Source organism: Halomonas sp. FeN2 (genome assembly GCF_020595105.1).
Lineage (GTDB): Bacteria > Pseudomonadota > Gammaproteobacteria > Pseudomonadales > Halomonadaceae > Vreelandella > Vreelandella neptunia.
In genome coordinates this window covers 1,994,025-2,017,177 of record NZ_CP074200.1, presented here as the reverse complement: position 1 = coordinate 2,017,177, position 23,153 = coordinate 1,994,025, and the positions used below count along the sequence as shown (strand labels likewise).

The window sequence follows — 23,153 nt, the reverse complement described above, 5'->3', positions numbered from 1 at the left end:
TTCTGGATCTCGGTATGACGCAACGCATTCCACTGCAAGACCTGGCCACGGAGGCGGCGGTTGAGTACCAATCGCCCTCCTCTAAGCCTTCCAATAATAAACCGCCTAACTCTCACTCCACTAAGCTGGGGCATATTTATGTGCGGGAAATAGGCGGTTTTTTCCAGCGTATCCGGCGTTTTTCTAACTGGCTGTTGATGGCGCTCTATTTCGGTTTGCCGTGGATCAACTGGGGTGACCGGCCGCTGGTGTGGTTTGACCTCCCTGCCCAGGAGTTCCACCTGTTTGCGGCAACGTTTTACCCCCAGGACTTTATCTTACTCACCTGGATTTTGGTGCTGTGCGCCTTTGGGTTGTTTTTGATCACGGTGGTGGCGGGGCGGGTGTGGTGTGGCTACAGCTGCCCGCAAAGCGTTTGGACGTTTCTGTTTATCTGGTTCGAGCATCGCCTGGAAGGGCCACGGCACCGTCGCATTCGGCGCGATAAATCGCCCCGAAATTTGGATACGCTATGGCGAAAAACCGCCAAGCATGCGGCTTGGCTACTGATTGCGCTGGCAACGGGAATAGCCTTCGTTGGTTACTTCACGCCGATAAGAGCGTTAGTAGTGGATATGTTTACTCTGGATATGCACCCTTTGGCGCTGTTCTGGATCGGTTTCTTTACCCTGTTTACCTACTTGAATGCCGGTTGGCTTCGCCATCAGGTTTGTCTGCATATGTGCCCCTATGCGCGCTTCCAGTCGGCGATGTTTGATGCCAATACGCTGATTGTTTCCTACGATGCCGCCCGCGGCGAGCCGCGTCGGAACTCGCCTCAAAAGGGCGTAGAGGCAACTCGAGCCGGTGACTGCATCGACTGTGAACTCTGCGTTCAGGTATGCCCCACCGGTATCGATATTCGCGATGGATTACAGTACGAGTGTATTGGCTGCGCGGCATGTATCGATGCCTGCGATAGCGTTATGGCGCGGGTCGATAAACCGCTGGGCCTGATTCGTTACACCACCGAGCGCGAGCTGGAGGGTAAAACGACCCGCTTTTGGCGACCTCAACTGCTGGCTTACTCAGCGGCGCTACTCTCTATGGTGGTGTTATTGGTCGGTTTCTTGAATTCCCGTGTGCCCATCGATGTCGATGTTGTGCGCGACCGCCAGACATTGTTTGAAAGCACGGCCGAGGGTCGCATTATCAATTACTACAACGTGACGCTGCGCAATCAAGATGGCCAGGCCCACCGCTACGCGTTATCGGTAGCGGGATTACCAGGGCTTCGTCTGCAGGGTATGGACACCATCGAGGTATTGGCAAACGAGACGCGCAGCCTACGCCTAGGGTTAACGGTAGAGGCGGGCGACCTGACTCAGCCCAGCCAGCCCATTGAGCTTCGCTTTATTGCCTTAGATGACCCTTCGATTACGAGCGTAAACAAAATACCTTTCCTGGGGCCTTATGGGGAGTAGTAATGCAGCGCTTTGACGCCGGCACACCGGCAAAACGCTAGGTGAGGAAGCTGATTGAGCGGGGCAGTACGCCTCAACGGGGGGCGTGCACATTCAGGGGGTGGATGGTTTTTGTCTCGACCTTCTGGCAGGAGGGTACAAATGATTGTCACCTATACACAAGAAACTCTCGACTTCAATGCTCACAGTAATGCTACCCACCGTGATCACTCGGTGCATGAAAACCGACGATAAGGTGCTGCTTTCGTGCGCCAAATCTGGAGAGGGTAGCGATAATGTTAAATATAAGATCTTCCAAAAGGCTAGCGGACGACATTCTGGGTTTTTTTGGTCAGTTAGAGGGTGCCCAAGGCGCCATTGATAGCTCCATTTTTAGTGAACTACGTCGCAATGCAGACCTGTTTTCAACCATACAATCATTTATTGACCGTAAATCCGAGTCAGAAAATGCGCTTGCCAACGAGTTGGCCTCAGCGTCGCAAAGCCTTACAGAAATGGAAAGGCACCATGCAGAGCTTGTCCGCCAAAAAGACGACCGTATTCGCTCGCTGGAAGCAGAGTGCCAACGCTTGACGGGGGAGCAAAGGGTATGGGAGATGATACAACTGACGCTCACCGAAGGCGTATGGGACTTTATCGTTCACCACGGTGATGTAGAAGATCCGGCAAGTGAGATGGTCATCACTGATCAGTTTAGGAGCCTCTTGGGCTATACCCGGGAGGAGCTGCCTAATGGAATGGACAGCCAGGCGAATATCACCCATCCAGATGATTTGCCCAATATTTTAGCAGCGTTTGAAAGGGAAGTTCTCTCGCCATCAGGCTCGGGCGAATATGTAGAAGAATTCCGTATGTACCATAAACGCCATGGCTATTGCTGGTTTAGGGAGCGTGGCCGCGCGATCAGGGGCGAAGATGGTCAACTGTTACGCGTCATTGGCGCGGTTCGTAACATTGAGGATGAGCGGTCGGCCAAGTCTGCCCATGAAACCATCGTGGTTAACAATCAGAAGACCTACCACCAGGTGTCAGAGGTGGTGGATGTGATCAGCCAGATTGCCGCTCAAACCAATCTACTGGCGCTCAATGCTGCGGTTGAAGCGGCACGGGCAGGCGAGGCAGGCAGGGGCTTTTCGGTCGTCGCCGATGAAGTCAAAAAACTGGCCAACCAAACGCAGGATGCCACGAAACGCATTCAAGAAGTCTTGGATTCTCAGGAGCAGCAAAACGTTTAACGATGAGCTGTTTAGACAAGGAGGCCCTTTTAAGCAGTGAGGATTGCATAAAAGGGCCCGCAGCCGTGATGATAACTTACCATTGAACGTTAAGTATCAGGGTCGGAAGGCAGTTGATCTGGATTAAGCTCTTGCACTTCTTTCAGCAGGCTCATCAGGGTACGGTACTTCTCCTCCCCCAGCGCTCGCTGAATCTTCTTGTACTGACTGATCATTTCAACTTTCATTTCCTCGAATAGCGCATTGCCTTTTCCGGTTAGCGTGACGCACAGGCGGCGCTGGTCGGTGGCAGGTTTCCAGCGTTCCACCAGGCCATTCTGTTCAAGTCTAACCAGCACGCCAGTCAAACTGGGTGGCAGTATACAGGCGAGTTTCGCCAGCCGGTGGCTTTCCAGGGTTTGATCTTCCGACTGCCACAGGATGCGAATCACTCGCCACTGCTGTTCGGTTATATTGTGGCGGTTGAGATGGGGCCTGAAGAAGTCCATCGCGGACTCACGGGCTTGCATCAACGCCAACGTTAAGGAGGGAGTAGGGCGTGCCATTCGTTGCCTTTTCTAAATAGCCACCAGGACAAGCTGCCTGGTGGCACTGGGAGTATTACTTAATGCCCATGCACATATATTTAATTTCGAGATAATCTTCAATACCGTAATGAGATCCTTCCCGGCCAACGCCAGAGGCCTTGATGCCGCCAAAAGGAACCACTTCCGTCGAGATAATACCTTCGTTAATTCCTACCATACCATACTCAAGAGCCTCCCCTACACGCCAGCAACGGCCAATGTTTTGCGTATAAACGTAGGCGGCGAGACCAAAGGGAGTGTCGTTGGCCATGGCTATCGCTTCTGCTTCTGTACCAAAGCGAAACAGCGGCGCCAGGGGGCCAAAGGTCTCTTCGTTGGCGACGTCCATGGCTGGCGTGGCATCGCCGAGCACGGTGGGTTCAAAGAAGTTACCGCCCAAAGCGTGGGATTGTCCGCCGCATAACACTTTAGCGCCCTGGCTTAGCGCATTTTCAATATGGCTTTTCACTTTATCGACCGCTTTTAGATTAATAAGCGGGCCTTGCTGGGCACCTTCTTCCTCTGCGGGTGCAACCTTCAGTTTACGAACGGCGGCGACCAATTTCTCACTGAAGGCATCATAGACAGCATCATGAACCAGAAAGCGGTTTGTGCAGACGCAGGTTTGCCCGCTGTTGCGGAATTTGGACGCCAGAGCGCCTTCAACGGCATCATCCAGGTTGGCGTCGTCAAAGACGATAAAGGGGGCATTGCCGCCCAGCTCCATACTGACTTTTTTAATCGTACCGGCGCACTCTTCCATTAGCTGACGGCCGATTTCCGTGGAGCCGGTAAACGACAGTTTCCGCACGCTTGCATGTTGAGTGAGTTCGCTGCCGATAGCACCGGCGCGGCCGGTAACCACATTAAACACTCCTGCGGGGATACCCGCTCGTTCGCCGAGTTCGGCCAAGGCCAGCGCCGAAAGTGGCGTTTCGGAGGCGGGTTTGAGCACCATGGTACAGCCGGCTGCCAGGGCTGGGCCTGCTTTGCGGGTAATCATTGCCACCGGGAAATTCCACGGTGTAATGGCGGCAACTACCCCCACCGGCTGTTTGATAACGACGAGGCGACGACCCGGTTTATCGTTAGGGATGACATCGCCATAAACGCGTTTGCCTTCTTCGGCAAACCACTCGATAAAGCTGGCGCCGTAGTCGATCTCGCCTCGGCTCTCGGCAAGCGGCTTACCCTGCTCCCAGCTCAACAGGCGGGCCAAGTCTTCTTTGTGTTCATGCATCAAGGTGAACCATTGGCGAAGAATAGCGGCGCGCTCCTTCGCCGTTTTATCGCGCCAGGCTGGCAGCGCGGCTTCAGCGGCTTCTATTGCCCGGCGTGTTTCCACGCCCCCAACCCGGGCAACGTCGGTGATCGGCGTGTTGTCCGCGGGACTGGTGACGCTGAAGGTTTCGCCGTTATCGGCGCTGACCCACTGGCCATTGATAAAAGCGTGTTGGCGCAGTAGGCGTGAGTCGTGCAGTTTCATGAATGATTCCTAACGTAAAATAGACAGTGGGTTAAAAAAGCGGTGATAGGTGACGTTAGTAAACCGACGGGGGCGTGGCCACCGCTGGTGCGGTATCACCGTCGTCTTTAAAGCTGCTGGCCAACGCTTTCAGTGAGTTCATCAAGACGCTGGTGTCGACGCCGACGGCGACAAAGGTGCAACCTAAGGTTAGATAGCGTGCTGCGAGCTGGCGGTCTGCCGATAAAATGCCGGCCGCTTTGCCTGACTGCTGAATGCGCTGGATGGCGTCTTCAATGGCGTTTTGCACCGTTTCGTGACCCGGGTTACCGCGATGCCCTAGGGATGCGCTGAGGTCGGCGGGGCCGAGGAACACCCCATCCACCCCTTCGACGGCGGCAATTTCATCAAGGTGCTTAAGGCCTTCCTGGGTTTCGATCTGGACTAACAGGCAGATTTCGTTATCCGCTTTATCCAGGTAGCCGGGGATGCTGTTCCAGCGCGAAGCGCGTGCCAGTGCACTGCCGACGCCGCGAATGCCTTCTGGCGGATAGCGAGTGGCACGTACCAACTCGCGGGCCTGTTCGGCGCTATCGACCATGGGGATCAATAGCGTTTGTACGCCGATATCCAGATACTGCTTGATCAGCGCGGTGTCGCCGACCGGCGGGCGCACGATGGGGTGAGCTTGGTAAGTCGCGACGGCCTGCAGCTGAGCCAGTATTGTGCGCAGGTCGTTGGGGGCATGCTCGCCGTCGATTAATAGCCAGTCGAAGCCCGCATTGGCAGAGAGCTCCGCACAGTATCCATTGGCTAGCCCCAGCCATAGACCAATTTGCGGCTCATTATTGGCTAACGCCTGCTTGAACGTATTGGTAGGTATCTCCATGCCATATCTCCTGCTTGTGTAATGAGTGGCTCTCGTTACCGCCCCGGGCGCCGAACCAGCCAGACGGTTACCTCGAGACTGCCTAAAGGGGAAAGATCGCGTTGATTTGGCCGGTGCCAGAACTGCCAAAAGGCTCAGTGAGTATTTCGGCAGGCGTGTCGTACTCTTCGCCTAATACGCCAAGCAGCATGGCGGTATCATGCATACCGCCTTCGCCGTAGCAGTGCTGGGCATATTCCGGCAGCATGGTGCGGAATTCTTTGAAGTGCCCCTGCCGCCACATCTCAACCACACGTATATCCATCTGGCGGTCAAATTCACGCGTCCAGCGGTGCATGTTTTCCATTGCATCGCTGTTATCACTAAAGCGGTGGGAAAGAGACCCTGAGGCCAACACCATGACGTTGTGATTGCTGGCCTTGATGGCGCGGCGTATGGCTTCGCCAAATTTGATGCTTTCATTCAGGTCGTGCCAGGCATCCCAGGCCGCAATCGACACCACTTTGAGCGCCTGCTCCTCAGGGACTCCCATGTGCATATAGCGCATAGGTACCAGGGTGCCGTACTCAAGCTTCAGGCTTTTGATATTGTGCGCCATGGTACGAATGTCTGAGCGGTTCGCTTCCATGGCGATCAGCTCGCCGAGGTCGGGGCAGCCTGCGTAGTTGTAGGCCATGTCTTGAATAAAGTGGGGCAGTTCGTTGCTGGTATAGATACCTTCAAAGTGATTGCTGCAGTTAATGTGATACCCACTGTTGACCAGCCAGTGGGTATCGAACACCAGCGCAACGTCTGCGCCTAATTCGCGGGCGCGACGGCCGATCTCCTTGTGCCCGGCAATGGCCTCAGCCCGGCAGCCGTGGTGTTGGCCAGGCTGTTCGGATAGGTACATCGAAGGGACATGGGTCACCTTGGCGGCTAAAACAATTTCGCCCATTTTATTCCTCTCAGTGCGGCGTGGCGCTTGAAATACGAGTGGCTATCTCCAGCGGGTGGCTTGTCGCCATGGAGAGTAGCCTCGTTAGTTTGTTAATATATGAACAGCGTTTAGGGTTAAGACGCGCCCACCCAGGAGCAGACACATGGCGTTGACCCCCATTCCCAATATCACGATCGGTCAGGAGTACGATCAGCGGTATGCTGACGCGGCGGTGCATTACGATGCCCTCAGGCCGATGGCTGACTTCTTCGGGCGCAACATGCCGGTTCACCACCATGACCGCTTTTTTCAGGTGCACTACATCAACAGCGGCATGGTCAGGGTTTACCTGGATAACCGGCAGTATCATCAGCAAGGGCCGATGTTCTTTTTGACGCCGCCCGGAATTCCCCATTCGTTCACCACCGAAGAGGGCAGCGATGGCCATGTGCTGACGGTGCGCCAGCAACTGGTATGGTCGCTGCTTGATGAGTGCCCTGACCTTGGCAGTATTGGGCAGATTACGCCCGTTTGCGTTGCCACCGGCCACGTCAGCTCGGAGGCCCGCCATGAGGTTGCCCGCATTGAGCGGCTTTTCGATGAGCTGGGGGCGGAGTTTGCTGCCGAGCGTAAAGGGCGTGACGTGGCGCTGACGACCCTGACGCGGTTGCTGTTTATCAGCCTGTTTCGGCTTTCGGCCAACTCCCTCAAAGCGCAGCATGCACGGCATGACGAGCTGATGCTGTTTCACCGCTTCAATCTGGAAATCGAAGCCCACTTCAAAGCGCACTGGACGCTGTCGGCGTACGCCTCGGCCCTTAACGTGACCGAGGCGCGGCTCAATAGCGTGTGCCGTCGTATCGCTGGGGTGCCCAGTAAGCGGCTGGTGCATGAGCGGCTGATGCAGGAAGCTCGCCGGATGCTGACCTTTACCGGTATGACCGTCAACGAGATTGGCTACCAGTTGGGCTTCCAGGATCCCGCCTACTTTTGTCGCTTCTTTGCTCGTCATGCCGATACCACTCCCTCAAATTACCGCCACCATCAGCTTAGCCAGTCGTGAGCAGGCGTTGACGAGGCATCCTTTAATCGAAGCGCAGCTTCACCGTTCCAAAGGGGCCAAAGTCGGCGTCAATGTCGCTGCCGGAAGGGCATTCCACCGGGCCGATAAAAGAGCCCGACAGCACCACTTGCCCTGCTTCAATACGTTGGCCATAAGTGGCCATGCGGCGGGCCAGCCAGACTAACCCGGTTACCGGATCGTCCAGCACGCCCGCTCCCAGGCCGGTGGCCACGACGTTGCCATCTTTCTTGACGATGGCACCCACCCAGCGCAGGTCAAAAGCCGTCGGCAAGTGACGCTCGTTGCCAAGCACAATGCCCGCATTGGCCGCATTGTCGGATACCGTATCGACAATCAGGCGTGTCTGGCCGGTAGCAGCATCCTGACGAACGATGCGCGTATCCAGAATCTCCAGCGAGGGCACAACGTAATCCGTGGCCGCCAGCACGTCCTCTCGGGTTACTTCACCTTCCAGGGGCGCTTTCATGACGAAGGCTATTTCAGCTTCAATGCGGGGTTGAATAAAGTGATCCTTGGCAATCACGGCCCCTGTCGAAAAGCGCATGTAGTCATACAGCACGCCGCTATCAGGTGTATCGATCCCCAGGGCATCCTGCATTACCTTGGAAGTCAGGCCGATTTTCCAGCCAATGACGTCATGCTCGGTCTTTTTTTGTAGCTGAGCCGCCTGGATGGCATAGGCATCATCCAGCGTCATGTCGGGATATTGGCGCGACAGTAGGCCGATCTGCTCGCGGTTTTTTTCCGCCGCCAGAAGTGCTTCGGCGGCAGCGGATATCTGGGCGTCAGTTAATGGCATTTTTCTCATCCTCCACGCCGTTGACCAGTTTGCCGATGCCTTCCGCTTCGACCTCAATGACATCGCCAGGCTTCAGCCAGATAGGGGGATCGAAGCGCGCACCGGCGCCGGTAGGCGTACCACAGACGATAACGTCGCCGGGCACCAGGGTGGTAAACGTGGAGACGTAGTTCACGATATAGCGAAAATCGAACATCATGCGCGAGGTGCGGTCGTTCTGGCGTACTTCGCCGTTGACCCGGGTGGTCAGCTCTATATCGTCTAACTGAGAGGCGTTATGGAACGGCACCAGCCATGGCCCGATAGCGCCGGTGGCGTCAAAGTTCTTCCCCTGGGTGACGTTGAATTTGGCATGTCGTACCCAATCACGAATGGTGCCCTCGTTGCATAGGGTAAGCGCGGCAATATGCTCGTAAGCCTTCTCTTTTGAAATACGCCGGCCGCCCTTGCCGATAACGATGGTCACTTCACCTTCATAGTCGAGCTGCTCGCTCTCGGGAGGGCGTACCAGGTTCTGGCGATGGCCGACAAAACTGCGCGGGAAGCGAATGAACAAGGAAGGCTTGCTGGGGGCGGCCTGGCCGTCTTTATACTCTTCATTACGTGACGGAAAATTAACGCCGACACAGATCAGTTTCTCAGGGTTGGCGATGGGAATCAGATAAGTGACATCTTCTTCACGATAGCTTGGGCGGCGGCCTTCTGCGGCGTTCAACAGTTCGTCGATCGCGCCCGCTTCAATAACTTCTTTAAGACCTTTGAACCGATGACCAAACTCTGGCAGTAGATCAATGATCCCGTCAGCGGTAACAACGCCGTAACGATCCGCGCCATTAGCGTGAAAAGCGGCCAGCCGTGGGGGCAGGGGTGCACTCATGACATATTCTCCTGGGCCCGGCTGAGCCGGGCCGTTTGCTGCGAAACCTGGAAGATGCAACCAGGCGCTGTTAAGGGGCGATGATCGGCGTGGCCTTTAGCTGAGATGCTTTGGTCTCGACACCCTTAAACAGCGAGCCGTGCTCAAACCAGGAGCGCGGCGCTGGCGCCCCCCATAGCGTTTGCCGCTGGGGGTCTTTCAAGTCCCACTTGATTGGTTCTAGATCCGGGTCAACGGTCTGATAATCAGAGCAGTAGATTTCGATGCGGTGGCCATCCGGGTCGAGGATGTACAGGAAAAATGCATTGGAGATGCCGTGGCGACCGGGCCCACGTTCGATATTGCTGACGTAACCGGTGGTGGCCATCAGGTCGCACAAATCGATGATATTGAGTGGCGTGGGCACCCAGAATGCAGTGTGGTGCAGGCGCGGGCCTTCACCGTTAGTGAAGGCGATATCGTGGACACCTCCCTTACGATGCATCCAGGCCGCCCATAGCTTGCCGCTCTCTTCATCCTCGGTATATTCAGTGACCCGGAATCCCATGCTGTTATAGAACGCCACGGCGTCATCGACACTGGTAGAAAACAGGTTGAAGTGGTCGATGCGTAGCGGTTTGACACCCCGGTAGAGAGCGTACTGTTGATGGATAGGCGCTAGCCGTTCCATCTGGTAATAAAACTCGATAGGGGTGTCAAAGCAGTCCACGGTGCGCAGCGTGCGACCTTGATAGGGGCGTTCTACCCACTCGACGGGCTTACCCTGCTGCTCAAACCATGCGTACGCCTTGTCTAATTCGCTCTCATCAAAAACCTTGAAAGAGAGCGCCTGAACGTTAGCTTCAGCGCTTTTTTCGAGCACCATGCAATGGTGGCCGCGCTCTTCCATGGCCCGTAGATAGATGCGCTGGTCGTCTTCGTCGGTGACCTGAAGGCCGAGCGTATCCACATAAAAGTGGCGGCTCTTGGCCAGATCGGTCACGCCGAATACAACATGGCTTAAGCGTATAATATTGAATTCAGGATATAAGTTAGGGGCTGGTGTGGGCATTGTGTTTCTCCATGTACCATCTAAACAAGCGGTGTGAGCCAGAGGTGTCGTCTCGGGCATTAATTAGCCGAGTTTCGGAACCTGATGCACCTTGCGCGGGAAGGATACGTTGACGGTCTCCATATAAAAGTCGAAAGACCAGTCCCCGCCGTCCCTGCCAATGCCGGAGGACTTAACGCCACCAAAGGGTGCGGGCAAATGGCGCACGTTCTCGGAGTTGACCCACATCATGCCGGCTTCAAGCTGATCGGTTAAACGCATGGCGCGGTTGAGGTCATTGGTCCACAGGTAGGCAGCCAGGCCGTACTCGGTATCGTTGGCGATGCGCAGAGCGTCGTCCTCGTCTGTGAACGGAATGGCGGTCAGCACCGGGCCAAAAATCTCTTCCTGGGCGATGGCCATATCGTTGTTGGCCTGGGTAAATAGCGTTGGGCGCACGAAGCAGCCCTCTTCGCCGACCTTTTCGCCACCGGCCGCAATGGTGGCGCCTTGGGCGCGAGCCTTGTCAAAATAGGACAGCACTTTTTTCTCGTGCTCAGGGTGAATCAGCGGGCCGACGACGGTGTCCGGGTCAAGAGGGTGGCCGACCTTGACGTTGTTGGCGATGTCGGCAACGCGGCGAGTGACCTCGCCGTAGATAGTGTCTTGCACCAACAGGCGTGAAGAGGACGTGCAGCGCTCACCGTTGAGCGAGTAGATCATGAAGGTGGCGGCTTCTATCGCACGCTCAATATCCGCGTCGTCAAAAATAATGACAGGATTTTTACCGCCGAGCTCGAAATGGAAGCGCTTCAGCGTGGGAGCTGCCTGGGCCATGATCATTTGCCCGGTGCGACTTTCACCCACAAAGGCCACTGCCTTGATGCCTTTGTGCTCTGTTAGCGCTTTACCCGCGTCCTCGCCGAAACCATTGACCAGATTGAGTACGCCCTTCGGTAACCCGGCTTCTTCTGCGATCTCAACCAGCAGCTTGGCTGTCATCGGCGAAAATTCGGCGGGTTTGTGTACCACTGTGCAGCCGGACGCCAGGGCGGGCGCTATCTTCCAGGTGGAGAGCATAAACGGCGTGTTCCACGGTGTGATCACTCCCACTGGGCCAAGCGGGCGCTTGGAGGTTACGTTCATTTGGGTGTCGTTACGCAGGGCCAGGCCATCCTCGGCCTCGGGGGCTTTGTCTGCGAAGTAGCGAAAATTAGCCGCACCACGAATAGCTGCCTTCGACATAAAACGCAGCGCTTGGCCGGTATCCATGCACTCCGTGAAGGCGATCTCTTCTGCACGGGCTTCGATGGCTTCGGCCACCTTGATCAGAATAGCGCGGCGCTCTTTACCTGGCGTTTTACTCCAGGTTTTAAAGGCTTCCTGAGAGGCTTTGACGGCGCGGTCGATATCTTCGCTGCCACCACGGGCAACGCTGGCTAAGGGCTTGAGGTCAACGGGAGAAATAGTGTCGAAGGTGGCTCCCGACTGTGCGGGTACCGACTCACCGTTGATGTGGTTGAGTACCCCTTGCTCTTTAAAGCGCTGCATATACTGCTGCGCCCGGGCGATGTTGTCTTGCAAAGTGCTCATAGTGAAGGCTCCTGTTATGACGACAGTCGGGAGTGAATAGGCGTGTCTTTCCAACTCAAATCGGCGCTGATTTCGCGGATTTCCAGTGATAAGGCGAAGTAGGGCGTGGCGAGCGGCTGGGCCAGAGCTTGCTGTACGCCTGCAAACACCAGGTCGCCGGCAGCTTTAAGCGCACTCCGTTCTCGGCCTGCGCCCACAGAGAGCGTCATGGCCATAAAATTGTTGTCGGGGTGGTCATCGGCAACGATGCAGTGGTCTGCGGCGAAGGCGCGTACCCGGATACCCGCGATAGGAAAAATACCGCTCTCTTTCATTGCCTTGTGGGCGGCCAGGCATACATCTTGTACGTTAACCAGTGTTGCCACCTCGGGCGAATACTCGATATGCAGGTGTGGCACGTTGTAACTCCTTGAAAATACTGGGCTATCTAGCGCATAGAAGCAGTCTGACCTGAGTAGCGCAGTGGTTTTTAAAATGACACGCTTATTTTCATTAATGTATTAACGAAAAAATAAAGGCGCCTGTCAAGATGAATTTTACATAGCCTTTCGCATAGCCTTTTGTATAGCCAAGAGAGCGAAAATTGAAAATTCACGGACTCCTTTTTTAGCACGAAGACATAGACCTCCATCTCTTGTAGATGGTTTTTTAACACTGCCGCTGTGAATTGTATTAATAGATTAACAATATTTTTTAATTTATTAATGGTTGTCGACTAAGGTAGGTGGGGTAATTATGAAAAGTACAATGAAGGCTGTGTAAAACACATCCTCACGAGTGTTTGCCTGATCCAGTATAGAAAAATGCCAAGCCATCACGTTTACGAGGTAGATATTATGCAGTTCCACCACTATGGCTATGTTTCCCACGACCCACGTATCAAACCTGCAGCGGGTAGCGGTGTAAGCCGTGCGGCATCGCTGCCTGAGGAAGTGGATGTACTGATTGTGGGCACCGGGCCTGCTGGCATGATTATGGCGGCCCAGCTGGCTCAATTCCCCGAGGTAACAACGCGCATTGTCGAAAGACGGGCGGGGCGACTTGAAATTGGGCATGCAGATGGCATTCAGGCGCGCAGCGTTGAAACATTTCAAGCCTTTGGTTTTGCTGATCGCATCACTGCCGAAGCCTATCGCATCACCGAGATGGCGTTTTGGAAGCCGGATATCAGTCAGCCGACTTGCATTACGCGCACCGCGCGTACCCCTGACGATCCTGCGGGTATTAGCGAGTTTCCTCACCTAATCGTTAATCAGGCAAGGGTGCTTGATTATCTCGCCGAAGCCGCCATGAACGGGCCTGCGCGCATTCGTCCCGATTATGGTTTTGCTTTTGATAGCCTGCATATCGCTGAAAATGATGAGTACCCGGTCACGGTGACGTTACGCCATACCGCGGGTGAGCAGGAGGGGCTTAGCCGAACGGTACGGGCTAAATACGTAGTCGGGTGTGATGGGGCGCGCAGCGGTGTACGCTCAGCCATTGGTTGCACCCTGGCGGGTGATCAGGCGAATCATGCCTGGGGGGTCATGGATGTACTGGCGGTCACCGACTTTCCCGATATCCGTACGAAATGTGCCATTCAGTCGCACTCGGGGGGCAGTATTCTACTTATTCCCCGCGAAGGTGGTCACTTGTTCAGAATGTACGTGGATCTCGGTGAAGTGCCGGCGGATGGCAGCAATAAAGTGCGCGAAACGCCGATTGACACCATCATCGCCAAAGCCAATGAAATCATGCACCCCTACCAACTGGATGTACGCCATGTGGCCTGGCACAGCGTTTACGAAGTGGGGCATCGCCTCAGTGACCGCTTCGATGACGTCGAGAATCCGGATGCTGGTCGCCTGCCCCGGGTTTTCATTACTGGCGATGCCTGCCACACCCACAGTGCCAAGGCCGGGCAGGGCATGAATGTTTCCATGCAGGATGGTTTCAACCTAGGTTGGAAGCTAGGCCATGTATTGACCGGCGTCAGCCCCGCCAGCCTGTTATCTACCTACTCCGCCGAGCGCCAGGTGGTGGCTAAAAACTTAATCGACTTTGATAAACAGTGGTCGTCGATGATGGCCAAGCGCCCGGAGGAGTTTGAAGACCCGTCCGAGCTGGAAGATTTCTACATGCGGACCATTGAGTTCCCCGCTGGCTTTATGACGGAATATCAGCCATCGATGATCATTGGGGAGACAACCTATCAAGCCCTTGCCGCTGGGTTTCCAGTCGGCAAACGCTTTAAGTCGGCGCCAGCGATCCGAGTGTGTGACGCTAACCCGCTGCAGCTGGGGCATCTGGCTGAAGCCGATGGGCGCTGGCGTCTGTATGTATTTGCCGACTCAGCGGCAGTCGATACGCCTTCGGCCATCGATGAATTTGCCACGTGGTTGAAGACGTCACCACAATCGCCGCTGCAGGTGGCGCCGCAGACTGAGGGCGTGAGTACCTGGTTTGATGTCAAGGTGATCTATCAGCAGCCGCACGAGGAGATTGATATCACACGGGTGCCTGAAGCTTTCAAGCCGGAAGTCGGCCCCTTTGCGCTGGTCAATTTAGAAAATGTTTTCGGGTGTCTCCCGGACGACGATATTTTCAGTGCGCGTAGCATTGACCGTCATGGTGCCGTGGTAGTGGTTCGCCCTGATCAATATGTGGCCCATGTTCTGCCGCTATCGGCCACCGAAGAGCTCGCCGCTTTCTTTAAACCCATCTTCACCGTTGGCGTATGAATAGTAGCCGCTCAGAATGATCCCGCCTGTGAGCCAGCGCTAAGCGCTGGCTCCTTCACGTTTAAGGGGCATCGTTAGATTATTTTAAAGATGTTGATTGTGATATTGTTAAAATATTAACAATATTTTAATTGTCTACGACTAACGGATGGCTTCCCGCTCTCACTTATTTTTGTTTATATATTAACAAAATGATAATTTAGCAGTGACCACCCCAATAAACCTCTGGTATCTATAATAAGTAATGGAGAAAGTCATGCCTCAATCCCCGTTCCTGCCCCGTCGCCTACGTCTCAGCCTTGGCGTAGCTGTGGTGGCTTCCATGGCCGCGTCGCTGCCCGCTCAAGCGGCAACAACCTTAAGAATCATGCATTTCTTGCCTGCTATGTCGAATGCTCAGCAGCAGGTCATTGAACCATGGTGCGAAGATCTTGAGGCCCAATCTGAGGGTGAGCTGCGCTGTCAGATATACCCCTCAATGCAACTGGGGGGAACGCCCGCCCAGCTTGCCGATACCGTTCGTAACGGCGTGGTTGATATCGCATGGACGGCGTTGGGGTACTCCGCTGGTCGTTTCCCTCGCAGCGAGGCGATGGAACTGCCTTTTGTACTGCCTTCTGGTGGCGTTGAAGCGAGCCGCATTGCCTGGCAGTTCTCCCAAGAGCACGCTGCGGAAGACTTTGAAGATTATAAAGTCTTAGCGGTGCACAGTGATGGTGGCAGCGTGCTCCATACGCGGGAAACCCCAATTCGTAACCTTGAGAGTATGAGTGGCCAACGGCTCAGATCGCCTACGCGTATGGCATCCAGGATTATCGATGAAATGGGGGCCTCAGCAGTCAGCATGCCGCCCGCACAGATCGCCGATACGCTGGCCAAAGGCGTTATCGATGGAGCTACGGCCGGATGGGAAGTGGTGCCACCGACCAAGCTAAATGAAGTGACTTTTTATCACACCGAAAATGCCGACGACCAGGCGACTGCCACCGTGACTGTGCTGGCGCTGTTGATGAATCAACGCAGCTATGACCGCTTGCCGGATGAGGCGCGGGAGGTGCTTGACTCGCTCAGCGGTGAGGTGCTCTCCGAACGCTTCGGCAGCGCCTGGGATGCGGCCATCAGCGACGCTCGAAGCAGCATTGAAGCTGACCCGGCGCATACGATTATCACCCTGGACGATGCGGCTTGGCAGGAAATGAACTCAGCGACGCGCGGTATCGCTACCGAGTGGATGGACAATAGCGACGACGGTATTGATCGTCGCGCCTTGGCGGAGGCGCTTGCCGCAATGGTTGACGAGCAGGTTCCAGACCTACGCCTGAAAGCGTCAGATCAGTAGGGCGAGTCGAGCCGTTTGGAGAGGGTGATGACAAGAATAGTACTGAGACGGTTAGCCATTGCGATGGCGATGGCAGGCGGTGTGTTACTGCTGTCGGCCATCGGTATTTCTCTGCTGTCGATGTTAGGGCGGCGACTTTGGTCAGCCCCCATATCAGGGGATATTGAGTTGCTGCAAATGTTGATTGCTGTCGCAGTGGCCTGCTTTCTTCCGCTGTGTGAGATCAACGACCGTCATATCCGCGTGGATATCGTCGGAACGTTCTTGCCAGCGCTATTTAACCGCGTCCTGTTGGCGATTGCCCATTTAGTGCTCGCTCTGGTGAGCGGGCTCTTGGTTTGGCGAACGGCTCTGTTAGCGCTCGACAGCCTGACCTATAACGCCCAAAGCGTTCAGCTTGGTATCCCTCAGTGGATTCCTCAGGCAGCCATGCTTCCTGGCATTGCCATGCTGGGCATGTGCGCGCTTTATCAGGGCATTTACTGCGTTGCTCACGATGTGGAAGCGGCAGCGTCAGAGGGGGACAGTCTATGATGGGCGGCCTTGAAATAGGTGCTATCTCGCTGGGCATCTTATTGGTGATGCTGGGGGTGCGATGGCACGTTGGGGTCGCCATGCTGGTGGCCGGTGCGATCTGTTACTGGTTAGTGAATGGCGGTGATACCCGGTCACTGCTCTTTACGCTTAACAATTTGGTCTACGCCCGTTTCTCCAGCTATGACCTGGCGGTCATTCCGATTTTCATCTTGATGGGCCAGTTTGCCATTCACGGCGGTTTATCCGCTGCCTTGTTCCGGGCCTGTGCTAGTTGGATAGGCCACTGGCGAGGTGGTTTGGCGATGTCGGCGGCCGGTGCTTGTGCAGGCTTCGGTGCCATTTGCGGCTCCTCTTTGGCGACCGCCACTACCATGAGTCAAGTGGCTCTTCCAGAGTTGGAGCGCTATCACTATGGACAGCGCCTCGCGACGGGTACCGTGGCAGCAGCCGGCACCCTGGGCATCCTGATTCCCCCTTCTGTGCCGTTAATCGTTTATGCGGTACTGACCCAGGAATCGATTGCGGCGCTCTTTATGGCGGCGATCGTGCCTGGGCTGTTAGCGGTGGCAGGCTATCTGCTGGTTATTCGTATCATGGCCATCAGGACGATGCGTGGTGTTGCCAGAGCCCCTCGCCACTCCTGGGCCGAGCGGTTAATCAGTTTGCGCGACATTGCGCCGATACTGGTTATCTTTGTCGTTGTCATCTTTGGGCTGTATGGGGGGTGGGCAAATTTAACCGAAGCCGCTTCCATTGGGGCGGCGGCCTGTGGTCTGTATGCCCTATGGCGTGGAGGCATGCGCTGGCAAGGAGTCTATAAAAGCCTGGTAGGGACGGCGGAAGCGACCGCCATGATCTATCTGGTAGTAATCGGCGCTGACCTGTTGAACAGCGGCCTGGCGCTGGGGCAGTTACCGAGTACGCTGGCAGAGTGGATACTCAGCAGCGGTTTGGCACCGCTGGCGGTGCTGCTGATCATCTTGCTTATATATCTGCTGCTGGGCTGTGTGATGGATTCGCTGTCTATGATCATGTTAACCATCCCTATCTTTTACCCCATTGTCATGGGGCTGGAGCTATTTGGTCTGGACGCCAGTGCAAAGTCAATTTGGTTCGGTATCGTCGCGCTGATGGTGGTGGAGATTGGCCTGATAACACCGCCGATGGGCATGAATTTGTTTATCGTGCAGAAATATAGCAGAGGCGCGTCTTTGGCCACCGTCAATCGAGGTATCTTGCCGTTTATTGGGGCGGACGTGGTGCGTATTGCGATTGTCGTATTTGTCCCCGCTCTCTCCTTGGTGTGGCTATAGCATGGCTATGAAAACCACGCTGCTTTAGCGCGCTTCCATCCAACCTTTATACCGGCCTCAGCGCCGGTTTTTTTGTTCCCCATGGTCGCCAGTAAAGGACGCAGGCAAGGAGAGGCAGTTTTTCGTCAAACAATGACAAGAGATGCTCTGCGTGACTGAATAATCTGAGTCAGGTTAACCAATACGCAGTGCCTAATATCCAAGCAAGCCGTGCAAAATAACAAGGGATCTCTTCATGATGAAGCTACGCTATTCCGCCTTGCTGCCTGTGACCGCTATTGCCACTGGCGCGCTAACCGCTTCGTTAAACAGCGCCCGTGCCGCTGAGCTGGTCGATAACGAGACTACCCACATAGAGGCCAACGTTGAGGTGGTGGTGGGCGCCTTTCATAGTCAACAGGGCTATGCGCAGTCCGAAACGAGCAAGGCTGGCGGGCGAGACTGGCAGGAGGGGTACGCCAAATACGGCCTGGACGCCGCCCATTCGCTTCAACGCAGCTCGCTTTATGCCAATGTGGCCTGGGTTTCCAGCGCGACGCTTGGTCAAGGAGACGCGGCTGGCTTTACGACCGGGGACGAGCGCAAAACGCGACTTGAAAATCTTTATGTCGGCTGGAAATCAGGCGATACCGTGGCCGCCCTGGGTGAAGACGGCCTTGATTTCTCACTGGGCCGTCAGCGTATCCAGCTCGGCGATGGTTTTTTGATTTCCGGGGATGCCCTCAGCTTTGGTGAGGGTGTGCTAGGTGGCGACCTAGACCGGGGAGGTGCCTACTATTTAGCTGGGCGACAAGCGTTTGAAAAAACCGCTGTTCTACGCTTGGGGGGCGAGCAAGGCTGGCGCGGGGATGTTATGTGGCTGGAGTCAGACAATCCAGCTCAGGCCAAACCGGCGCTGGGGATTGCGAATTTTGAGCGTGTGACCGACAACGGCACGCTTGGCGTTACCTATCTTGATGTACTGAGTACGGACGACGACTATGCTTTTCTCTACCCTGACCGCGAAAACGTTAAGGTCTATAGCGTGCGGGGGCAAGGCAATGCCGGTGTCGAAAACCTGTTTCTTTCTGGTGAGTACGCACTACAGCGAAATGGTAGTTCAGAGGACGAAAATGCCTGGTACCTGGAAGCAGGCTGGACATTCTCAGACGCGCCATGGACGCCTAGCGTTAGCTACCGGTTCAGCCGCTTCTCCGATCAGTACGACCCGTTATTCTATGGTAACGGCCGAGCGTTGGGCACCTGGTTTCAGGGAGAGGTGGCGGCCAACTATGCCGGCCCCTTCAATTCGAACTCCCGCGTCCAGCAGCTTAACGTGACGCTTACACCATCGGACAGCTTGAGTCTGGGCGCTATGCTTTACGACTTCCATACCCTGTCTAGCGAAGCAGGCCCCAACGTGGATGGGCAGGAGGTCAATCTTTACGCTTTTTGGGCGCCCAGTGAACGCTGGTGGGTGATGCCTTTGATCGGGCGTTATGACCCGGATACTTCTGCCGCAGGCGGTGGCAGCCAGATCGGCAGAGACAGCGCTAACCTGTATACCCAATTACTGCTGGGATTTAATTTCTGAGGTAACAAACGCGAGGAGAACTTGGGTGGCAGTGCCCACGTGAGGGCTACATGCCATCCATTGGTTGAGCGTTTTGAATATTGATCAAGAGGATTTTGATATGACTAATAAGTTAATCGTAGCGTTACCTGACGTAGAGGCTTTTTTACAGCGTGCCCGTGGGTCTTTCATTGATGGAGGATTTCGTGAGCAGGGAAATCCTATTGCCATTATTAACCCGGCGGATGGCAGTCAATTAAGCACGGTGGCCCAGGGCGATGTGGCGCTGGCAGACGAAGCGGTCGCTATCACCAAGGGCAGCTTTGATGATCGGCGCTGGCGAGGTATGAGCCCGGCGCAACGGGAGCGCATTTTGCTCAAATTTGCTGACCTCGTTGAACAGCACAGCGAAGAGCTTGCCCAGATTGAAACGCTCAACCAAGGGAAGTCGATCAATATCTCCAGGGCCGTCGATGCCGGCTTTTCAGTTGATTTTATCCGCTACATGGCGGGCTGGACCACGAAGCTGGAAGGCAAGACCGGCGACGTGTCGATTGGCATGCCTGAAGGCGCTAACTTTAACGCCTATACCCTCCGCCAGCCTGTTGGTGTCGTCGCTGCGATCGTGCCGTGGAATTTCCCCATGATGATAGCGCTGTGGAAAGCGATCCCAGCGCTGGCCGCCGGATGCTCTGTGGTTGTAAAACCTGCTTCTGAGACTCCGCTTTCCGTACTTCGGCTGGCTGAACTTGCCGTTGAAGCGGGTGTGCCTAAGGGCGTATTCAATGTGATCCTGGGGTCAGGCTCGGTGGTGGGGCAGCATTTAGCGGGCCATGCGGATGTGGACAAAGTCACTTTCACCGGCAGTACTGAGGTGGGTAAAGTGATTGGTCATGCCGCGGTTGATCATATGGCCTCATTCTCGCTGGAGCTGGGTGGCAAAAACCCCATGCTGGTGTTGGCAGATGCGGATATCGAGAAAGCGGTCAACGGTGCGCTCATGGGCGGATTGCTTAATCAAGGTCAGGTGTGTGCCGCCGCGTCACGCTTTTACGTGCACCGTAGCCTGCACGATGAATTCTGCAGCCGGTTGCGCAGCGTGGTTGACCAGATGTCTGTAGGCCCAGGTATGGATCCTCAGGCGCAGGTCAACCCTGTGGTTTCGCAACGCCATCAGCGCAGTATCCTGCAGCATCTTGAGCGCGCCAAAGCTCAGGGCGCCAACGTACATTACGGCGTCCAGGTGCCCGAAGAGGGCTTCTATGTTTCGCCGGTCATCATCAGTGACGCCAAGCAAACGTTCGATATTGTGCGTGAGGAAGCGTTTGGGCCGATCCTGACAGTGATTCCGTTTGATGATGTGAATGAGGCGCTGGCTATGGTTAACGACAGCGAGCTGGGGCTAGCCGCCAGCCTATGGACAGAGAGTTTGTCCGAAGCGATGCGCTTAACGCCAGAGATTGAAGCGGGCACCGTTTGGGTGAACACCCATGTGACCCTGGATCCCAGCCTGCCATTCGGTGGCTTTAAACAGTCAGGCATTGGTAAAGAGTTTGGGCAGGAAGCGATCTACTCCTATACCAAGCTTAAGTCCATTTGTATCGCTTACTAAAACGACAACAGCGCCTGTACCGCAGCAGGCGCTGCTTATCGGCTAGCTAGCGTTGTTTAAACTCATTCGCCGGTATTCCCGGGGCGAGCTGTTGAAGCGACGCTTGAATGAACGGCTGAAGTGGGCAGAGTCAGTGAAGCCCCATTTATAAGCAATCTGGGTGATCGACTGTTGGCATTTCTGCTGGCTGGCAAGCTCCTCCGCGCAGCGTTCCAGGCGTTGATACTGTACGTAGCGACAGACGGATTCGTCGTGCTGTTCGAAAAGTCGGTAGAGCTGGCGGGTTGAAATATGAAACTGCTTTGCCATCAGGGCTGGGCCCAGTTCATCTTCATGCAAGTGATGGTCAATGAAGCGCAAAATGCACTCATAAAGGGTATCGCCTGCCTGTTCCAAAAGCATCGCTGAGGGTTGCTGGTTTTGGTAGATCGCGGGTAGCAGGGAAATTAATGAGTTGGTGACGCTATGGCTGATCGATTCGGTTTCAGTGGCGGTAATTTGCCCTGTGACCATGCGGCTAACGATCAGCTGCAATATCTGGCCACTAGCGCAGTTAGCCGAAATTTTCATAAAGGGGATAGGCTGCTCCCCAAAATGCCGTGTCAACTCTTCACGGGGCAAGTGGAAAGAGTCGTGCTCAATCAGGCCATGGGGCAGTATTTCGCACGCTTTCGCAGAATCCAGCAGCGCCATTTCGCCTGGGCGCATTTTGAGTTGCTGGTTATTTTGCACCAGGGTGGCCTGCCCCTGTTTCTGGACGACCAGGAAGCAGTGTTCCGTTTCATCGCTTGTTGAAGGCGGCTGACGATGGAAGATACGCTCGACGTTAGTGGTGATACCTGCAATTTCGATCCCCGCCTGATGGCGTTTAGAAACACTGCCTTGAAAGCGTTGCCGCCATTCCGGTTTGGAGTCAAAGCTGCCACATACGTCACGCAATGCGGCTAACCAAGCATCAAAAGAGCGTGTTGTTGTGTTCGCTGTTTGCATGAGGTTTTCCTCATTTTTAATTTTGTTAACATTTTAATGACTATGCCTATACTCTAGGCAAAAGTAAGCAGATACACTACCTTTTATTATTCAAAAAATGAGTAAGGTTATAATGGCGGCTGGACTCGCCCCGGCTAACAACATGAACTACGTGGGCTATCTTTATGACCGTTACCCTTAAGCATTGTGGGGATGTTACCGAGCACGCTCTAAGTCTGGCGGGCTGGCAGCAGGAGTTTGACCAAGTCCAGGAAGGGCGATTTTCGGGTGATATTGTGGACATCGCCGGAGAGCAGATACGACTTGTTCGTGAAAGTGCTAATTTAGCCATATCCCAATCAATGCAGTTTCCCCCTCATCAGTGGCATCTCGTTATTCCTATCCATTGGCCAAATAATTCGATTTACCGATCTGATACGGTCACGGTCTTACCGCGCTGCGAGCAGTTCTGGAGCGTGGCATCTGCTCACTACGATCTTATGGTGGTGTCCGTTGACCGCAGCCGCTATGGCTGGCTGGAGCGCGATGACCAGCGCTTGCGTACGCTGGAAGTGCCCGCACAATGTTTGGTTGCCGTACGCCAACAGTGGCAGGCCATGACCAACTATCTGCGGATGGAGCAGGCTAACGTAGAGCCAACGCCCGCACTTCAAAGGGTGCTCTTGCAGCAGGTGGAAGAGGGGATAGATTTATTACTCAATAACGACATAAGGTCGCTAAAACACGATGAGGAGTGTTACCGAACCCGGCGCTATATAGTGGATCGCTGCCATACCTTGACCAAGGCCCAAGCGGAGGATCCACCGTCGATCATGACGCTTTGCAACCAACTGAATATTTCCCGGCGCACCCTTCAATACAGTTTCCAGGCTGAAACGGGGCAGTCGCCGGTGCACTACCTGCGTGCCTTGCGGCTTAACGCCGTTCGCCGTTCCCTTTTGCAAGAACCATGGCTCGGGGTGGCGGATGCGGCGGCTCTTCAAGGGTTTTTCCACCATAGCTACTTTAGCCGTGAGTACTGCCGCTTGTTCAAAGAACTACCTTCCGATACCCGTAAGCGCGCCCATAGTCCCTAGTCCTTCGTCAGACCGTAACGCTGGTTTGTTCGACTAAAGCACTAACGGCTAATTCGCTGTTAATTAATAAATAAAAAGCCATGTCAGCGAT

20 protein-coding genes are annotated in these 23,153 nt (G+C 55.0%); 10 read left to right on the top strand and 10 right to left on the bottom strand.

The features are described 5' to 3' along the window. Positions 1–14: 14 nt before the first annotated feature. The gene (gene ccoG / locus KF947_RS09205) at positions 15–1,463 is read left to right on the top strand and encodes a cytochrome c oxidase accessory protein CcoG (RefSeq protein WP_133731982.1); all 1,449 of its coding nucleotides are present in this window, start codon (positions 15–17) and stop codon (positions 1,461–1,463) included. A 275-nt stretch (positions 1,464–1,738) separates the two neighbouring features. Then, on the top strand, positions 1,739–2,698 hold the full coding sequence (locus tag KF947_RS22175; RefSeq protein WP_287018376.1) for a methyl-accepting chemotaxis protein: 960 nt from the start codon (positions 1,739–1,741) through the stop codon (positions 2,696–2,698). 89 nt (positions 2,699–2,787) lie between these two features. Here KF947_RS22175 and hpaR read toward each other — a convergent pair whose 3' ends face one another. The 4 genes from hpaR to hpaD (KF947_RS09180) all read right to left on the bottom strand — a co-directional run bounded on the left by hpaR (position 2,788) and on the right by hpaD (KF947_RS09180) (position 6,555). Beyond that, a complete protein-coding gene (gene hpaR, locus KF947_RS09195; RefSeq protein ID WP_223289001.1) occupies positions 2,788–3,243 on the bottom strand; it encodes a homoprotocatechuate degradation operon regulator HpaR in 456 nt (151 codons plus the stop codon). Between the two features lie 55 nt (positions 3,244–3,298). Continuing rightward, positions 3,299–4,750, bottom strand: a complete 1,452-nt coding sequence (gabD, locus tag KF947_RS09190) for an NADP-dependent succinate-semialdehyde dehydrogenase (protein ID WP_227406040.1) — start codon at positions 4,748–4,750, stop codon at positions 3,299–3,301. 55 nt (positions 4,751–4,805) lie between these two features. Then, positions 4,806–5,618, bottom strand: a complete 813-nt coding sequence (gene hpaI, locus KF947_RS09185; RefSeq protein ID WP_227406039.1) for a 4-hydroxy-2-oxoheptanedioate aldolase — start codon at positions 5,616–5,618, stop codon at positions 4,806–4,808. 82 nt (positions 5,619–5,700) lie between these two features. Further along, positions 5,701–6,555: a 3,4-dihydroxyphenylacetate 2,3-dioxygenase gene (hpaD, locus tag KF947_RS09180; RefSeq protein WP_227406038.1), complete on the bottom strand. Its 855-nt coding sequence runs from the start codon at positions 6,553–6,555 to the stop codon at positions 5,701–5,703. Positions 6,556–6,700: 145 nt separating this feature from the next. On the opposite strand from hpaD (KF947_RS09180), the gene hpaA reads away from it, so the two are divergent. Beyond that, positions 6,701–7,600, top strand: a complete 900-nt coding sequence (hpaA, locus tag KF947_RS09175) for a 4-hydroxyphenylacetate catabolism regulatory protein HpaA (protein WP_223289004.1) — start codon at positions 6,701–6,703, stop codon at positions 7,598–7,600. A gap of 22 nt (positions 7,601–7,622) precedes the next feature. Here hpaA and KF947_RS09170 read toward each other — a convergent pair whose 3' ends face one another. The 5 genes from KF947_RS09170 to KF947_RS09150 form a co-directional block, all read right to left on the bottom strand. Continuing rightward, positions 7,623–8,420 (bottom strand): 2-oxo-hepta-3-ene-1,7-dioic acid hydratase, encoded by a 798-nt coding sequence (locus KF947_RS09170; RefSeq protein WP_223289005.1) that lies wholly within the window; start codon positions 8,418–8,420, stop codon positions 7,623–7,625. Further along, entirely contained in the window at positions 8,407–9,297 is an 891-nt protein-coding gene (locus KF947_RS09165) for a fumarylacetoacetate hydrolase family protein (RefSeq protein WP_223289006.1), read from the bottom strand. The genes KF947_RS09170 and KF947_RS09165 overlap by 14 nt, the downstream gene beginning before the upstream one ends. A gap of 70 nt (positions 9,298–9,367) precedes the next feature. Further along, positions 9,368–10,348 (bottom strand): 3,4-dihydroxyphenylacetate 2,3-dioxygenase, encoded by a 981-nt coding sequence (gene hpaD, locus KF947_RS09160; protein ID WP_133731991.1) that lies wholly within the window; start codon positions 10,346–10,348, stop codon positions 9,368–9,370. A 63-nt stretch (positions 10,349–10,411) separates the two neighbouring features. Continuing rightward, entirely contained in the window at positions 10,412–11,920 is a 1,509-nt protein-coding gene (gene hpaE, locus KF947_RS09155; RefSeq protein WP_227406037.1) for a 5-carboxymethyl-2-hydroxymuconate semialdehyde dehydrogenase, read from the bottom strand. Between the two features lie 14 nt (positions 11,921–11,934). Next, positions 11,935–12,318, bottom strand: a complete 384-nt coding sequence (locus KF947_RS09150) for a 5-carboxymethyl-2-hydroxymuconate Delta-isomerase (RefSeq protein ID WP_133731993.1) — start codon at positions 12,316–12,318, stop codon at positions 11,935–11,937. A gap of 438 nt (positions 12,319–12,756) precedes the next feature. Between KF947_RS09150 and KF947_RS09145 the strand changes: the two genes are divergently transcribed. From KF947_RS09145 to KF947_RS09120, 6 genes are all read left to right on the top strand, one after another. Continuing rightward, positions 12,757–14,643, top strand: coding sequence for an FAD-binding monooxygenase (locus KF947_RS09145; protein WP_223289008.1), 1,887 nt, complete (start codon positions 12,757–12,759; stop codon positions 14,641–14,643). 256 nt (positions 14,644–14,899) lie between these two features. Further along, positions 14,900–15,982 (top strand): TRAP transporter substrate-binding protein, encoded by a 1,083-nt coding sequence (locus tag KF947_RS09140; protein WP_227406036.1) that lies wholly within the window; start codon positions 14,900–14,902, stop codon positions 15,980–15,982. A gap of 27 nt (positions 15,983–16,009) precedes the next feature. Next, positions 16,010–16,516 (top strand): TRAP transporter small permease, encoded by a 507-nt coding sequence (locus KF947_RS09135; protein WP_223288574.1) that lies wholly within the window; start codon positions 16,010–16,012, stop codon positions 16,514–16,516. Then, complete coding sequence (locus KF947_RS09130) at positions 16,513–17,832, top strand: TRAP transporter large permease (RefSeq protein WP_227406035.1); 1,320 nt, start codon at positions 16,513–16,515, stop codon at positions 17,830–17,832. The genes KF947_RS09135 and KF947_RS09130 overlap by 4 nt, the downstream gene beginning before the upstream one ends. Before the next feature lie 235 nt (positions 17,833–18,067). After that, positions 18,068–19,405, top strand: a complete 1,338-nt coding sequence (locus tag KF947_RS09125) for an alginate export family protein (RefSeq protein WP_227406034.1) — start codon at positions 18,068–18,070, stop codon at positions 19,403–19,405. Positions 19,406–19,505: 100 nt separating this feature from the next. Next, positions 19,506–20,996: an aldehyde dehydrogenase family protein gene (locus tag KF947_RS09120; RefSeq protein ID WP_223288573.1), complete on the top strand. Its 1,491-nt coding sequence runs from the start codon at positions 19,506–19,508 to the stop codon at positions 20,994–20,996. A 42-nt stretch (positions 20,997–21,038) separates the two neighbouring features. Here the strand turns inward: KF947_RS09120 and feaR are convergent, their stop codons facing one another. Then, positions 21,039–21,986, bottom strand: a complete 948-nt coding sequence (gene feaR / locus KF947_RS09115) for a transcriptional regulator FeaR (protein ID WP_223288572.1) — start codon at positions 21,984–21,986, stop codon at positions 21,039–21,041. 164 nt (positions 21,987–22,150) lie between these two features. Between feaR and KF947_RS09110 the strand changes: the two genes are divergently transcribed. Next, the gene (locus tag KF947_RS09110) at positions 22,151–23,062 is read left to right on the top strand and encodes a helix-turn-helix domain-containing protein (RefSeq protein ID WP_223288571.1); all 912 of its coding nucleotides are present in this window, start codon (positions 22,151–22,153) and stop codon (positions 23,060–23,062) included. Positions 23,063–23,153: the final 91 nt, after the last annotated feature.

What these genes read in the sequence shown, in the direction of transcription:
- KF947_RS09135 (WP_223288574.1), top strand. Translation starts at nt 16,010, where the DNA reads ATGACAAGAATAGTACTGAGACGGTTAGCCATTGCGATGGCGATGGCA.
- KF947_RS09110 (WP_223288571.1), top strand. Translation starts at nt 22,151, where the DNA reads ATGACCGTTACCCTTAAGCATTGTGGGGATGTTACCGAGCACGCTCTA.
- KF947_RS09145 (WP_223289008.1), top strand. Translation starts at nt 12,757, where the DNA reads ATGCAGTTCCACCACTATGGCTATGTTTCCCACGACCCACGTATCAAA.
- hpaD (WP_227406038.1), bottom strand. Translation starts at nt 6,555, where the DNA reads ATGGGCGAAATTGTTTTAGCCGCCAAGGTGACCCATGTCCCTTCGATG.
- feaR (WP_223288572.1), bottom strand. Translation starts at nt 21,986, where the DNA reads ATGCAAACAGCGAACACAACAACACGCTCTTTTGATGCTTGGTTAGCC.
- hpaR (WP_223289001.1), bottom strand. Translation starts at nt 3,243, where the DNA reads ATGGCACGCCCTACTCCCTCCTTAACGTTGGCGTTGATGCAAGCCCGT.
- hpaI (WP_227406039.1), bottom strand. Translation starts at nt 5,618, where the DNA reads ATGGAGATACCTACCAATACGTTCAAGCAGGCGTTAGCCAATAATGAG.
- KF947_RS09130 (WP_227406035.1), top strand. Translation starts at nt 16,513, where the DNA reads ATGATGGGCGGCCTTGAAATAGGTGCTATCTCGCTGGGCATCTTATTG.
- hpaD (WP_133731991.1), bottom strand. Translation starts at nt 10,348, where the DNA reads ATGCCCACACCAGCCCCTAACTTATATCCTGAATTCAATATTATACGC.
- ccoG (WP_133731982.1), top strand. Translation starts at nt 15, where the DNA reads ATGACGCAACGCATTCCACTGCAAGACCTGGCCACGGAGGCGGCGGTT.
- KF947_RS22175 (WP_287018376.1), top strand. Translation starts at nt 1,739, where the DNA reads ATGTTAAATATAAGATCTTCCAAAAGGCTAGCGGACGACATTCTGGGT.
- KF947_RS09120 (WP_223288573.1), top strand. Translation starts at nt 19,506, where the DNA reads ATGACTAATAAGTTAATCGTAGCGTTACCTGACGTAGAGGCTTTTTTA.
- KF947_RS09165 (WP_223289006.1), bottom strand. Translation starts at nt 9,297, where the DNA reads ATGAGTGCACCCCTGCCCCCACGGCTGGCCGCTTTTCACGCTAATGGC.
- KF947_RS09125 (WP_227406034.1), top strand. Translation starts at nt 18,068, where the DNA reads ATGATGAAGCTACGCTATTCCGCCTTGCTGCCTGTGACCGCTATTGCC.
- hpaA (WP_223289004.1), top strand. Translation starts at nt 6,701, where the DNA reads ATGGCGTTGACCCCCATTCCCAATATCACGATCGGTCAGGAGTACGAT.
- KF947_RS09140 (WP_227406036.1), top strand. Translation starts at nt 14,900, where the DNA reads ATGCCTCAATCCCCGTTCCTGCCCCGTCGCCTACGTCTCAGCCTTGGC.
- KF947_RS09170 (WP_223289005.1), bottom strand. Translation starts at nt 8,420, where the DNA reads ATGCCATTAACTGACGCCCAGATATCCGCTGCCGCCGAAGCACTTCTG.
- hpaE (WP_227406037.1), bottom strand. Translation starts at nt 11,920, where the DNA reads ATGAGCACTTTGCAAGACAACATCGCCCGGGCGCAGCAGTATATGCAG.
- gabD (WP_227406040.1), bottom strand. Translation starts at nt 4,750, where the DNA reads ATGAAACTGCACGACTCACGCCTACTGCGCCAACACGCTTTTATCAAT.